This window comes from Aeromonas salmonicida (genome assembly GCF_028355655.1).
Taxonomy (GTDB): domain Bacteria; phylum Pseudomonadota; class Gammaproteobacteria; order Enterobacterales; family Aeromonadaceae; genus Aeromonas; species Aeromonas salmonicida.
Genome location: NZ_CP110645.1, coordinates 967,327 through 980,317, shown reverse-complemented (window position 1 = coordinate 980,317; position 12,991 = coordinate 967,327). Strand labels below are relative to the sequence as shown.

The following is a 12,991-nucleotide window of genomic DNA, read 5'->3' as shown; positions in this document are numbered from 1 at the left end:
TTCATGACTTGGCGGGCTGACGCTCACCGGTCACTGTGGGGTTAGCAGGGTCTGCACTCCACTCGTACCAGCCACCGTCATAGACGCTGATCCGCTTCCAGTCCATCAACCAGGCGTAGAAGAAGGCTTCGGAGGCGCGCCAGCCGGTACCGCAGTAGAAGGCGGCCTGCTGGGTCGGCTCGATATTCCACTCATCCCACATGGTGAGGATCTCGCGGGCCGGTTTCATGGTGCCGTCCGGGTTGTGGAAGTCGCTCATGCTGTTAGCATCCACGCCACCACGACCCCACTTGGCTCCCGGAATGTCGCCTTTCGGCTTGATGTAGCTGTAACCTGAGGTATTGCCGACAAACTCGTCCCAGGTGCGCACGCTGACCAGGGCACTGTCGGGCTGCTTGAGCAACGCCTTGGCCTGATCGAGTGTGGTGTAGTACTCGGGGTGGGCCGGAATGGCCACGCCAAACTCTTTCACCGGCTCGAACTTGTTGGGCAGGCCGGTTTCGGTGCGCAGGTGCTGCACGAACCAAGCATCGAGCCCGCCATCCAGCAGGCGCACATCGGCCACACCGGCATACATCATCAGGTGCGCCGCGCGGGCTGCCGCCATTGTGTTGCGACCATAGAGGATAACGGTGGTGTCGTGACGGATGCCATTTTCCAGCAGCAGCGCCTTGAGCGCCTCGTCAGAGACCTTGTTCCACAACGGCTCCTCTTCCAGGCGGTTGGTATCGATATAGCCAGCCCCGGGTATGTGACTGATGAGATAGGCCTTGGGTGAACCCCAATCCACTTCGAACAGCTTCCACTCCCCTTTGGGGGCGGCAACCACGGGTTTGCCTTCCTGCAGGTCCGCCAGCCAGCGCGGATAGACCAGCTGCTGCCAGCGCGCCAGATACTCGCGCGGCGCGGCTTTCCACGCTTGCAGCTCGAACAGCTGCTTGATGCCCTGCTTGCGCAGCAGACGGGCCACCTCGGCCACTTCCCGCGGCTCGCCATAGAGCGCCACCGGACGGTCGGCTTTCAAGCCCTTGATCTCCAGCGCCTTGGGCCATTCGTCATCGCTGTATTTCCAGTCGGCCGAGAGATTTTCGGCGCCAGCAACGTGGCCACCCTGCTTCTCCCCTTCCATGGGCCAGCCCTGATAGAAGTGGCTGGCACGGGTATCCAGAATAACGGCCTGTTTGGCCTTGGCATCCGCCAGCGAGAGGGGTGGCAGTTCGGCTGCAAAGGCGGGCAGCGCGCACCAGAGCAACAGGGCCGTCAGACCGGTCCGCAACAGACCAATATATGCTTTCATGATGTTTTCTCGATTCATGGTAAACAAGGTTAAAAAATGGAGCGGCCCAGACGCTCGGCCAGCAGCTCCAGTGCCGCCGTGCCCGCCAGCGAGTTGCCAGCCTTGTTGAGCTCGGGCGACCAGACACACACACAGAGCTCACCTGGGATCAGCGCCATGATACCCCCTCCGACACCGGATTTGCCCGGCATACCGACCCGATAGGCAAAATCACCGGCCTCGTCATAGAGACCACAGGTGGCGAGCAGGGCATTGACCTGCTTGGTGGTGCGGGCCGGCAGCAGCGGCTCACCGGCCCCCAGCGGCACGCCGCGGTTGGCCAGATAGATGAATGCCCGCGCCAGATCGACACAGCTCATGCGGATGGCGCAGGCATTGAAGTAGCTTTGCAGCACCTTGTCCACTTCGTTTTCGAAGTTGCCATAAGCCTTCATCAGATAGGCGATGGCGGCGTTGCGGGCGGAGTGCTGATATTCGGAGCGGGCCACTACCTGATCCGCAATGATGGCCGGGTTGCCACTGAGGCGCCGCACCAGCTCCAGAGTACGTTGGCGCGGGGCCGTGAGCCGGGTCTCAAGCAGATCGCTCACCACCAGGGCACCGGCGTTGATAAAGGGGTTGCGAGGTATGCCCTGCTCGAACTCCAGCTGCACCAGCGAGTTGAACGGCTGGCCGGAGGGCTCCTTGCCCACCCGGGCCCAAATCTCCTCCTCCTGATAGAGGGTGAGCGCCAGCGTCAGGCTCAGGGCCTTGGAGATACTCTGGATGGAGAAGGGCTCGAAGGCGTCACCGGCGGTGAACAGCTCCCCCTCCACGGTACAGACCGCCATGCCGAGCCGATCGGCCGGCACCTGGGCCAGGGCCGGAATATAGTCGGCCACCTTCCCCTGCCCGAGCAGCGGGCGCACCTCGGCCAGAATGCTGGCCAGTAATTCGGATGACAACACCATAAGCGATTCCATAACTAGGGACTGTGGAGATCCCATCCCCACTGACAAAAATCCCGCCAATGGCGGGATTTGTCTATGTACCCGACACAGGGTACCCGTAACAGGTCGCCCACAACAGGCAAGCGGTTATCAGGCCGGTTCACCGTACCAGAGGTCAAACAGTTCGGTGACCACCACGGCTTCCATCCCCTTGCCTTCCAGCCAGGATTTGAGAACGGCGCGGTCTTCTTCGGTACATTTGCCCAGTTGCTGAGTGCAGATCATCCCTTCCCAGGCCAGGTGGCCTGAACCGGCGAACGCCAGTCTACGGGGTTCAACAACCTCATCGATCATCGCATCGACTACCGCATCGATGGTCTCTTCGGCAGTGCCGACCGGGAAATTGAAACTGATGTCGAATCCCATTTCCTGGAATTCGTCGACTCGCAGTTTCTTACGCAGACGGCGGCTACGATTGGCCATGATAGCTCCTTAGGTTAGTTGACTCGTTAAATTAGTTAACGCGTTTGAAAATCAGATCCCAAACCCCGTGGCCCAGACGATGGCCCCGTTGTTCGAATTTGGTCAGCGGACGCCAGTCGGGACGAGGCACCCAGTTGCCGGTGGTGGAGGTGTTCTCGTAACCCTCGGCGACGCTCATCACTTCCAGCATGTGTTCGGCATAGTTTTCCCAGTCGGTGGCCATGTGGAACACGCCACCTATGGCCAGCTTCTGGCGGATATCCTGGGCAAATGCCGGCTGCACGATGCGGCGCTTGTGGTGACGGCTCTTGTGCCAGGGATCCGGGAAGAAGAGTTGCAGGCAGGCCAGCGAACCATTCGGGATCATGTGCTCCAGCACTTCTACTGCATCGTGGCAGATGACCTTGAGATTGGTGACGCCCGCTTCCTGGGCGGTGCCGAGGCAGGCTCCCACACCCGGTGAGTGTACCTCTATGCCGATGAAGTTTTTCTCGGGGACATTCTTGGCCATCTCCACCAGGGAGGCGCCCATGCCAAAGCCGATTTCCAGCACCACAGGAGCCTCGCGGCCAAACAGGGCGACCAGATCGAGCGGTGCTGGCGCGAAATCGATACCCATGACCGGCCAGAGTTCTTCCAGGGCCTTCTCCTGCCCTTTGGTCAGGCGGCCTTCGCGACGGACAAAGCTGCGGATTTTGCGCATGAACTTGCCGTCTTCGTTAAATACATCTTGGGTCACAGACATAATCAAATTGCTCGTTATTGCATCGGTCTGGGTCACAGACGACATGAATGGATTACTCGTTATTTCATTGCCCAGGGTCACGGATCACATGGATGAATGGCGCGTTATTTCATCAATCCGCGAAACAGGGTAGCGAATTATCCCAAGATAGGCCCAAGGCGCAAGTGTTTCGCGAAACAAATCCCCCGTCACTGACCAATTCCGCCACCACGATTGACAAATGCCACCCCCTTCACAGAATCTGCGTGGGGTCGGGCGCATGCTTGCCTGCGAAAATAAAACCATACACAACAAAGGATTGCAGTATGAAACACACAGCATTGGCGTTTGCCATCGCAGCCCTGCTGGCCGGGTGCAACACCTCCAGCAATGATTCACAGGCGCCCAGCGCCGCCGAGCAAGCCTATGAGTATCTGGTGCAACTGAGCTCGAGCGCCGAGGGGATAGGGGCCAGACCCACAGGCACGGAGGCCGAGACCCGCGCCGCAGCCTGGATCCAGGATCATCTGACAGGCTGGGGTTACGATGTGCAGAAGCAGCCGTTCACCTACACCAAGAGTGGGGCCAGCAAGGCCTCCCAGAATCTTGTCGCCGAGCTGAAGGGCCAGAGCGACAAGGTGATCCTGATCGGCGCCCACTACGACAGCACGGGTGACAAGCATGGCTCTGAAGGCGCCACCGACAACGGCGCCGGTGTCGCGGCGCTGCTGGCGGTCGCCGAGGCGCTCAAGGGGCAGACCCTGCCCTACACGGTACGCTTCGCCTTCTTCGGCGCGGAAGAGAACGGCCTCAACGGCTCCAAAGCCTATGTCGCCAGCCTCGACAGCGCCGCCATCGCCCAATTGGTGGCCATGGTGAACTACGACACCATAGCCGGCGGCGACATCGTCTATGTTCACTCTGCTCACTCGGATGTGGCCGAATACAACTGTGCCGAGCCAAGCCGCTACAGCTTCGATCCCAAGGTCCGTGACCGTCTGCTGGCCATCTCCAAACAGACTGACACCCCGTTCGCCATCCACCCCAGCTACGCCGGCTATCCGGAAGGGGAGACAGGCAGCTGGTCGGATCACGCCCCCTTCGCCTGCCTGGGGGTGCCCATCGCCTACGTGGAGGCCACCAACTTCACCATCAACGGGGCAGATGGCTATGACGGCTACTCCCAGACCACCAATCCGGCGCTGTGGGACTGCTACGACGATGCCACCAAGAGCGCCTGCGACCGGGACAGCGAGACCCAGTGGGGCAAGATCTGGCATACCCAGTACGACCGTCTCGACAAGATGGCCGAGCTGTTCCCGGGCCGGGTGGAGCAGCAGCTCAGTGCCAACACGGATCTGATGATCCGCTTCCTCAAGGAACCTGGTCTGTAACGCCAACAAGCCGTCAATGACGCGCGTTGGCCAGGGACCAATTCAGGGCTTTTTACGCTCAACGGCTGCCCCCGGCCGATAATATTCGGGCAGGTGCCAAACCTGCCCTTTTTTATCGATTTTTGTTGCAGCCATTGCCTCATTTTTTAAATCTGATACAAACGGATAACTTGGCGGTCGAATGGAGCGACCGCTCACCATGCCAGAGAGAATCCTATGCAACCGTTTTTTGCCCAGCGCTTCGAGAAGGTAGAGCCTTCATTTATCCGCGAGATCCTCAAGGTCGCGGCCAATCCCGAGATCATCTCCTTTGCCGGTGGCCTGCCCAATCCGCACCTGTTTCCGGTCAAGGCCATCGATCAGGCCTGCCAGGACGTGCTGCGCGAGCAAGGCGCCGCCGCCCTGCAATATGCCGCCACCGAGGGCTTCGCCCCGCTGCGCCAGTACATTGCAGATCGCTATCTGGCGCGCCATGGCATGAGCGTCAACCCGGACAATATCCTCATCACCAGCGGCTCCCAGCAGGCGCTGGATCTACTGGGCAAGGTGCTGATCGACGAGGGGCAGGATCTCATCATTGAAGAGCCGGGCTACCTTGGCGCCATTCAGGCTTTCTCCGTCTATCAACCGGCATTCCAGCCCATTACGCTGGGGGAAGAGGGTCTGGACCTGGTGGCGCTGGATGCGCTGCTGGCCAGCGGCTCCAACGCAAAACTGCTCTACGGCGTGCCTAACTTCCAGAACCCGAGCGGTGTCTCCTACAGCCGCGCCAACCGTGAAGCACTGGCCGAGCGACTGGTTAGCCACGAGCTGCTGATGGTGGAAGACGACCCCTATGGCGAGCTGCGCTTCGAAGGGGAGCACCTGCCCCCCATCGCCAAGCTGGCTCCGAACAATACTGTGCTGCTCGGCTCCTTCTCCAAGACTGTGGTGCCCGCCTTCCGTCTGGGCTGGATGCTGGTGCCGGACTGGCTGCGCCAGAAGGTCACCATCGCCAAGCAGGCCACCGACCTGCACAGCAACGCCTTCAGCCAGCAGGTGCTGCACCGCTTCCTGATCGACAACTCGCTGGATGCCCATCTGGAGAAGATCAAGGAGGTCTATGGCCGCCAGCGCGCCGCCATGGAGGCCGCACTGGCTCGTCACTGCCCGCCCGGCGTGAGCTACACCAGACCGGAAGGGGGTATGTTCCTCTGGCTGACCCTGCCTGCCAGTGTCAGTGCCATGGCACTGTTCGAGGAAGCCATCAAGGAGAAGGTCGCCTTCGTACCCGGTGCCCCCTTCTATGTGCGCCCCGAGATCAAGAACACCTTGCGGCTGAGCTTCTCCTGCGTGGATGAAGCCACCATAGAGGAAGGGGTCAAACGCTTGACCCGTGCCCTGGCCCGCATGCTCTGACAGCGCTGCCGCCTGAATAAAGAAAAACCAGCGATCTGTCCAGATCGCTGGTTTTTTTATTTCTCACGCAGGAGAAACCGGGCCTGTCAGGCTGCCAGCTGCTTGGCGAACTCCTTCATCGGCATGGGCCTGCCATAGAAATAGCCCTGCAGGAAGGTCACCTGACGCGCCCTCAGATAGGCGGCCTGAACCTCGTTTTCCACCCCTTCGGCAACCAGCATCAGGCCGAGCCGGGTCGCCAGATCGATGACGTTCTCGACGATATGACTGGAGAGCGCATCCGAGCCGATCATGCCGACGAAGCTCTGGTCAATCTTGAGAAAATCCACCTGGAACTGCTGCAAGTAGGTCAGGCTGGAGTGGCCGGTACCAAAATCGTCGATGGCGATGAAGACCCCGAGCTGGTGCAACTCGGCGAACAAGCGGTCGGTCACCTCATCCGCCACTATCAGCTCCCGCTCGGTCAGCTCCAGCACCAGCTTGATGGGGTTGGCCTTGAACCCATCGATGAAGTCGCGACAATCCTCCACCAGGCTCAGATCCTTGCAGTGGCTGGCACAGATGTTGAAGCCAAAGTGAAATCCCCTCGGCAGGGTATGGGCCTTGCCGGCAAACTGATCCCGCACCTGTGCCATCAGCAGACGGGTCATGGGGACTATGAGGCCGCTGTCTTCCGCCAGCGGAATGAAGCGATCCGGCGATATCATGCCCTGACGGGGATGCTGCCAGCGCATCAGCACCTCGCAGCCACACCAGTGTCCATCGTCCCCCGTCACCACGGGTTGCAGATAGGGTATGAATTCCCGCTGGGCCAGCGCCCGCCGCAATTCTTGTGAAGGAGAAGTAGAGCGGCCGGTCAGCCAGAACACGCAAACCCCCACCAGTATGCCCAGCAAGGGATAGATGATGAGGCTGGCCCTGGAGTAACTCCAGACATGGCTGCCGTACTCATTGTGGGACAGATCGGTGACCACCCTGAATGGATACTTCGAGGACACCTGTTCCAGATAGCCGCCCGTACGGGATGGTACCTCCTCGCTGACCTGGCCGTTGGCCTGCATAGTCCGGCTGCCGATGACCAGCGCCAGCGGCGAGTTGCGGCTCAGCATGTCGAGAATGTTGTGCAGATAGTAGCCGTCTACCCCGACCAGCACGCTGTTATCCCCCACTGCCTGCCGATAGACGACAAGGGGGCGATCCGGCGTCACAGGGTTGCCTCTCAGCAAGTCGAGCTGACCCTCTGCGTAATCGGCCAGGGAGAAGAGACCGCTGTAGGAACCGTAGAGGGAGGTGCAGTAAATATGCTCCCCCCTGGCCAGGTTGACGGTACGTATGTCCGGCACGGTCGCCACCTGATCCCGCAGCCCCTGTACCACTTCGTCGCAAGGCCGATCCATGCTGCTTCGCACCATGGACGCCGCCTGCTGGGCATTGTCCAGGGTACGGTCAAACATGTGTCGTGCATGCAAGAGACGCTCCTCGGCATCCTGCTTCACCCCCGAAAACGTCTGCCATGAGATGATCAACCCCCCCAGCAACACAGACAGCAAGCCTGCCAGCAGGGACACTCCCAGCCTCGTATAGAACTGGCGCAACCTCAAACGACGAAAAGGCATAATCATCCTCACGGCAACGACAAAAAAGCGGGCAAGTCTACTGGTCTCCGCTCACCTAGCAAGTCCTTCTGATACGATTGGCTGCAATCAGGTTTGGCCTGATTGACACCATACGCCATCAAAACAGGGCTCGCAGCCACATAGAGCAAGGCATCCGGGCCGGAGCATACCCAATCCCCCCAATCTGGCCCTGGCTCATATCGAGCCAGCTGATGCCTCGGCAACCAGAGCGGGTGTGACGATTATAATCTTTGCAAAAACAGTTGCTTGTTCATGTTGTGCTGGCCCACTAGAGTAGAGCCAACAGAGTCAGGGAGTATGGATATGAAAATATTGATCACGGGAGGAACCGGCTTTATCGGCCGCCGCCTGGTGGCACATCTCAAGGTACAGCACGAGGTAGTGGTGTTGACCCGTCAGGGGAGCCGCGCCTACGACCTGCTCGGCCATGACATCAAGCTGCTCGACAATCTGGATCGGCTCGACGACCTCAACGACGTGGATGCTGTTATCAATCTGGCGGGGGAGCCCATCGCCGCCGGGCGCTGGAGCGAGCAACGCAAACAGCTGCTGTGTGACAGCCGCTGGCTGCTGACCGAACAGCTGGTCGACCTCATCAAGCTCTCCAGCACGCCGCCCAAGGTGTTGATCAATGCCTCCGCCATCGGCTGGTATGGGCGGCAGGGGGAGACGCCGCTGGATGAAGAGTGCAAGACTCCCCACGACGAATTTACCCATCAACTCTGTCAGCAATGGGAAACCCTGGCGCAAGAGGCTCGCAGCGCCCACACCCGGGTCTGCATAGTGCGTATCGGCCTGGTGCTCGGCGCAGATGGTGGCGCCCTGCCCAAGATGCTGCCCCCCTATCAGCTCGGCCTCGGCGGCCCCATGGGATCAGGCCAGCAGATCATGAGCTGGATCCACATTCAGGATCTGGTGCGCGCCATGCTGTTCCTGCTGGAGCACGACGAGTATGACGGCATCTTCAACGGTACGGCCCCCCACCCCGTCAGCAATCGCGAGTTCAGCCAAACCCTTGCAACTACTCTGCACCGACCGCATCTTTTCTTCGTCCCCGCACTGGCGTTGCGACTGCTGATGGGAGAGGCGGCCGACCTGCTGCTCACCGGCCAGAAAGTGCTGCCGGCCCGCCTGCTAGAAGCCGGTTTTCACTTCACCTTTCCCGAACTGCCCCAGGCCCTCACCAACCTGCTGCACCGGCCACGCTGAACCTGTTCCGGCAAGATGATTGCCGAAAATAACAAGCCCGGCCATGTGGCCGGGCTTGTTGCATTTGCGCAAAGAGCAAGAGACTAGAGCAGCCCCTGACCGAGCCCGCGCAGACGATCGCTCAGGGTGCCCGCCAGCAATTGACGCTGCATTCCCTGCCCCGCCAGCGTCACCAGCAGGGCGCCCAGCAAGGGCAAGCCGCCCCAGATGGCCCAGTGGAACTGCCACTGCCCCTCAAACCACCACCATTGCAGACCGAAGGAACATAGCTCGACCACCATGGCGGCGCACAGCCCCGCCAGCAGGCCACTGGCAACAAGCTCCCAGCGCAGCATCTTCTTGAGCAGGTCGCTGCTGGCCCCCAGGGTGCGCATCAGCAACAGCTCGCGACGGCGGTGGGCCATGCTGGCCTGGGTCTGGGTCAGCAACACCAGCAGGGCAGCCACCGTCACCAGACCCAGCATCAGACCGAGTGCCCGGCTCACCTGATCAGACACAGCCGTCAGCCGCACTATCAGATCGTCTACATCGATGAGACTCACGGTGGGATGACGACGGATGATCTCCACCTCTGCCGCTCGGCCCTGCTCCGGCAGGCGATAGCTGCCAAGCCAGGTCTGGGAGAAAGAGGCCAGCATGTCAGGGGAGAAGATCATGTAGAAATTGGGCCGCATGTTGTCCCACTTGATGGCCCGCAAACTGGTGACCTGCGCCTTGAAGCTGCGCCCCTCTATGGTGAAGCCCAGAGTATCGCCGAGCGCTATGTCGAGTCGCTTGGCCAGGTCCTGGTCCACCGACACCTGGCCGGGCCCATCCAGCCAGCGTCCATCGGTCAGACGATTGTCTGGCGGCAGGCTGGCCGTGGTGGTGAAGTTGAGTTCACGGTTCACCCCTTCCCGCCCATCCTCGTCGTTGTCTCGCACCGCCTCGCTGGCGATGCTGACCAGCCGGCCCCGAACCATGGGATAGAAATCCGAGGTCAGGGCACCCGCCTGGCGCAACTCGGTGAGGATCCCTTCCCGCTCGTGATCGGCCACGTTGACCAGGAAGCGGTTGGGCGCATCCACCGGCAAGCGGGCGGAAAACTCGTCGAGCAGGTCAACCCGTGCCGCCCACAGCAGGCCAAACAGCATGAGCGCCAGCGCAAAGCCAGCCAGCTGGAACAGGCCGCTGCCACGCTCGCGGGAGAGGTGATTGATGGCAAGGCGCAGCGCATGGGGCCCCTTGACCCGACGACCAAGCCGCAGCAGCAGGGAAGCGATCAGCGCCAGCAGCCCCATCAGCAAGCCCATGCCACCGATCAGTCCCAACGCCAGGGTCGCATCCGAGGTAAAGCCCCACACCAGACCAAACAGCCCCAGCAAACCGACCGGCAACGCCAGCCAAGGCGGGATCCCAGCCTCCAGCTCACGACGCAGCACCCGCAGTGGCGGTACCTTCAGCAGGCGCAGGAAGGGCACGAAGGCCAGCAGCAGTGTGATGAAGAAGGCGACCGCCAGACCGAGGGCAAAGGGTCGCCAGGACGGCGGTGGCAGATCGGCCGGCAGCAGATTGCCCAGCAGATGCAGGGTCAGCCACTGCATGGCACTGCCCGCCACCAGACCGAGCAGGGCACCGACCAGGGTCAGTGACAGCAGCAGTGAGCCCATCAGTTGCCAGAGCGTACGGCGGGACGCCCCCAGCGTCTTGAGCAGTGCCACCATATTGGTCTGCCGCTCGGCGAAGTGGCGCACCGCTATGCCCATGGCCAGCGCCCCCAGCAGCACCCCTGCCAGGGAGGCGAGCCGGAAAAAGCGCTCGGCATTGGCCAGCGAGCGACCCACCTGGGAACCCTGATCGTCCGGCTTGATCAGTTTCTGTCCCGCTTTTAGTTTGGGTTTGAGCCAGCGCTCATAGCTGGCTACGTCCTCGCGCGCTCCTTTGAACAGGTAACGCCACTGCTGGCGGCTGCCCGGCAGCAGGGCGCCGGTCGCCTCGATATCATCACTGTGGATCAGCGCCCTTGGCGCCAGCAGGAAGGGGCTGAAGCCCTGATCCGGCTCCTGACCCAGCACTCCTGCCACCTTGAGGAGGGTATTGCCCACCTCCAGCTCATCTCCAATTTTTGCCTCCAGCAATTGCATCACACGGGCCGAGAGCCAGATCTCGCCCGGGGCCGGTGCACGCTGGGGAGTCAGCTCCAGCTTGCCATAGAAGGGAAACTCGCTCGGCACGGCGCGGATGGAGGCCAGCTGCAGCGCATCGCCATGAAACAGCATGCTGTTGAAGCTGACCGTCGTCTGCACGGAGAGGCCCGCTTTTTCTGCCTGCTTGAGCCAGTCAGCTGGCGCAGGTGTGGCCGAGCGCAGCGCCTGGTCGGCACCGATAAAGTCGCGCCCCGATGCCTTGAGTCCGGCATCCAGTCTGTCCGCCACCAGAGCCACGCTCAGCACGCAGGCCACACTCAGCGCCAGTGCCAGCACGAACCAGCGCAACTCGCCGTTGAAGCCTTCTCGCCGCAACAGGCGCAATCCCAATCGCCACTGCATCATGCGTCACCACTCCCGTTCAATCGGCCAACCTTGCAGTCATATCCAGGCATTCTCTTATGCACGCTGCACCTCATGTTGTTCGACCTCCAGTCGTCCTGCCGCCATCACCAGTTGCCGCTGGCAACGCTGGGCCAAGTCGTGATCATGGGTGACCACCACGAGGGTGGTGCCATATTCACGATTGAGCTGGAACAAGAGTTCGATCACTGTCTCGCCGGTCTTGCTGTCGAGATTGCCGGTCGGTTCATCAGCCAGCAGCAGGCTGGGACGGGTCATGAAGGCGCGCGCTATGGCAACCCGCTGCTGCTCACCGCCAGAGAGGCGCGGTGGCAGATGGTGGAGACGTTCGCTGAGCCCCACCGCCGCCAACAGCTCGCGGGCTCTGGGCTCGCAGCGGGTCTCGCCACGCAATTCGGCTGGCAACATCACATTCTCAAGCGCACTCAGGGTAGGCAACAGCAGGAAGGACTGGAAGATAAAGCCGACCTGCTCGGCACGCAGGCGGGCACGGCCCTCCTCGTCCAGCTGCACCAGCGACTGCCCGAGGATCTCGATATCCCCCTCGCTCGGCAGATCCAGGCCAGCCAGCAACCCCAGCAGGGTAGACTTGCCCGAGCCTGAGGCGCCGACCAGCGCCAGTGTCTCGCCGGTATTGACTTGCAGGTCGATCCCTTCAAGGATGGTGAGGCTTTCCTGGCCCAGGCTAACGGTTTTGCCCAGGCCCTTGACGACAATAATGGGAGTTGAATTCATGACGCGTTTCCTGTTCGCCTTATGTTGCCTGGTTTCATCGGTACAGGCACAAACCCTGATGGTATTGGGTGACAGCCTGAGTGCAGGTTATCAGATGCCGGCGGAGCAGAGCTGGCCTGCCCTGCTCAACCAGAAATGGCAGCAGCAAGGGGGCGAGCATCAGCTTATCAATGCCAGCATCAGTGGTGAAACAACGCAAGGGGCCCTGGCCCGCCTGCCCGCTCTGCTCAAGGAGCATCAACCGGACTGGGTACTGATTGAGCTGGGAGGCAACGACGGTTTGCGAGGGTTCGCCCCCGCCATCACCCGTGACAATCTGGCCAGGATGGTGGCGTTGACCAAGGAGCTGCAGGTCAAGACAGTGCTGACCCAAATCCAGCTGCCCCGCAATTACGGGGCCCGCTACCTGCGCCAGTTCGAGCAGATCTTTCCGGAGCTGGCCGCCGCCAATGCGCTGCCACTGATGCCCTTCTTCATGGATGATATTGCGTTGCGCCCTGAACTCATGATGAACGATGGCATCCACCCCACGGCGGCGGCCCAGCCGCTGATCCGCGACCGTGTGGCCAGCTTTATCGAGCCCCTCTTGACCCAATAATGCCCCCAGTATCCCCCTATACGCACTATCGGGCCCTG

11 protein-coding genes are annotated in these 12,991 nt (G+C 61.2%); 4 read left to right on the top strand and 7 right to left on the bottom strand.

Features of this window, described 5'->3' with window-relative positions; genetic code table 11:
• Position 1: 1 nt before the first annotated feature.
• The 4 genes from ONZ54_RS04845 to trmB form a co-directional block, all read right to left on the bottom strand.
• Positions 2–1,297, bottom strand: coding sequence for a sulfurtransferase (locus tag ONZ54_RS04845; protein WP_005317984.1), 1,296 nt, complete (start codon positions 1,295–1,297; stop codon positions 2–4).
• Between the two features lie 29 nt (positions 1,298–1,326).
• The gene (gene glsB, locus ONZ54_RS04840) at positions 1,327–2,247 is read right to left on the bottom strand and encodes a glutaminase B (RefSeq protein ID WP_271787604.1); all 921 of its coding nucleotides are present in this window, start codon (positions 2,245–2,247) and stop codon (positions 1,327–1,329) included.
• 129 nt (positions 2,248–2,376) lie between these two features.
• Complete coding sequence (locus ONZ54_RS04835) at positions 2,377–2,709, bottom strand: YggL family protein (RefSeq protein WP_005317987.1); 333 nt, start codon at positions 2,707–2,709, stop codon at positions 2,377–2,379.
• A gap of 31 nt (positions 2,710–2,740) precedes the next feature.
• Complete coding sequence (gene trmB, locus ONZ54_RS04830; RefSeq protein ID WP_271787603.1) at positions 2,741–3,454, bottom strand: tRNA (guanosine(46)-N7)-methyltransferase TrmB; 714 nt, start codon at positions 3,452–3,454, stop codon at positions 2,741–2,743.
• Positions 3,455–3,759: 305 nt separating this feature from the next.
• Between trmB and ONZ54_RS04825 the strand changes: the two genes are divergently transcribed.
• Together ONZ54_RS04825 and ONZ54_RS04820 are read left to right on the top strand one after the other, a co-directional pair.
• Entirely contained in the window at positions 3,760–4,827 is a 1,068-nt protein-coding gene (locus ONZ54_RS04825) for a M28 family metallopeptidase (RefSeq protein ID WP_125607043.1), read from the top strand.
• Positions 4,828–5,043: 216 nt separating this feature from the next.
• Complete coding sequence (locus ONZ54_RS04820) at positions 5,044–6,225, top strand: aminotransferase-like domain-containing protein (protein WP_042468079.1); 1,182 nt, start codon at positions 5,044–5,046, stop codon at positions 6,223–6,225.
• 86 nt (positions 6,226–6,311) lie between these two features.
• Here ONZ54_RS04820 and ONZ54_RS04815 read toward each other — a convergent pair whose 3' ends face one another.
• The gene (locus ONZ54_RS04815) at positions 6,312–7,841 is read right to left on the bottom strand and encodes an EAL domain-containing protein (protein ID WP_005317996.1); all 1,530 of its coding nucleotides are present in this window, start codon (positions 7,839–7,841) and stop codon (positions 6,312–6,314) included.
• 324 nt (positions 7,842–8,165) lie between these two features.
• Between ONZ54_RS04815 and ONZ54_RS04810 the strand changes: the two genes are divergently transcribed.
• Positions 8,166–9,071, top strand: coding sequence for a TIGR01777 family oxidoreductase (locus ONZ54_RS04810; protein WP_005317998.1), 906 nt, complete (start codon positions 8,166–8,168; stop codon positions 9,069–9,071).
• A gap of 83 nt (positions 9,072–9,154) precedes the next feature.
• Here the strand turns inward: ONZ54_RS04810 and ONZ54_RS04805 are convergent, their stop codons facing one another.
• Together ONZ54_RS04805 and ONZ54_RS04800 are read right to left on the bottom strand one after the other, a co-directional pair.
• Positions 9,155–11,602 (bottom strand): ABC transporter permease, encoded by a 2,448-nt coding sequence (locus tag ONZ54_RS04805; RefSeq protein ID WP_017412392.1) that lies wholly within the window; start codon positions 11,600–11,602, stop codon positions 9,155–9,157.
• Between the two features lie 54 nt (positions 11,603–11,656).
• Positions 11,657–12,355, bottom strand: a complete 699-nt coding sequence (locus ONZ54_RS04800) for an ABC transporter ATP-binding protein (protein ID WP_005318003.1) — start codon at positions 12,353–12,355, stop codon at positions 11,657–11,659.
• Between ONZ54_RS04800 and ONZ54_RS04795 the strand changes: the two genes are divergently transcribed.
• Complete coding sequence (locus ONZ54_RS04795) at positions 12,354–12,953, top strand: arylesterase (RefSeq protein WP_005318006.1); 600 nt, start codon at positions 12,354–12,356, stop codon at positions 12,951–12,953. The genes ONZ54_RS04800 and ONZ54_RS04795 overlap by 2 nt on opposite strands.
• The last annotated feature ends 38 nt before the right edge of the window (positions 12,954–12,991 follow it).

Excerpts from the sequence above, each read along its gene's own strand:
- ONZ54_RS04845 (WP_005317984.1), bottom strand. The coding sequence starts at position 1,297 with ATGAAAGCATATATTGGTCTGTTGCGGACCGGTCTGACGGCCCTGTTG.
- glsB (WP_271787604.1), bottom strand. The coding sequence starts at position 2,247 with ATGGTGTTGTCATCCGAATTACTGGCCAGCATTCTGGCCGAGGTGCGC.
- ONZ54_RS04835 (WP_005317987.1), bottom strand. The coding sequence starts at position 2,709 with ATGGCCAATCGTAGCCGCCGTCTGCGTAAGAAACTGCGAGTCGACGAA.
- trmB (WP_271787603.1), bottom strand. The coding sequence starts at position 3,454 with ATGTCTGTGACCCAAGATGTATTTAACGAAGACGGCAAGTTCATGCGC.
- ONZ54_RS04825 (WP_125607043.1), top strand. The coding sequence starts at position 3,760 with ATGAAACACACAGCATTGGCGTTTGCCATCGCAGCCCTGCTGGCCGGG.
- ONZ54_RS04820 (WP_042468079.1), top strand. The coding sequence starts at position 5,044 with ATGCAACCGTTTTTTGCCCAGCGCTTCGAGAAGGTAGAGCCTTCATTT.
- ONZ54_RS04815 (WP_005317996.1), bottom strand. The coding sequence starts at position 7,841 with ATGCCTTTTCGTCGTTTGAGGTTGCGCCAGTTCTATACGAGGCTGGGA.
- ONZ54_RS04810 (WP_005317998.1), top strand. The coding sequence starts at position 8,166 with ATGAAAATATTGATCACGGGAGGAACCGGCTTTATCGGCCGCCGCCTG.
- ONZ54_RS04805 (WP_017412392.1), bottom strand. The coding sequence starts at position 11,602 with ATGATGCAGTGGCGATTGGGATTGCGCCTGTTGCGGCGAGAAGGCTTC.
- ONZ54_RS04795 (WP_005318006.1), top strand. The coding sequence starts at position 12,354 with ATGACGCGTTTCCTGTTCGCCTTATGTTGCCTGGTTTCATCGGTACAG.
- ONZ54_RS04800 (WP_005318003.1), bottom strand. The coding sequence starts at position 12,355 with ATGAATTCAACTCCCATTATTGTCGTCAAGGGCCTGGGCAAAACCGTT.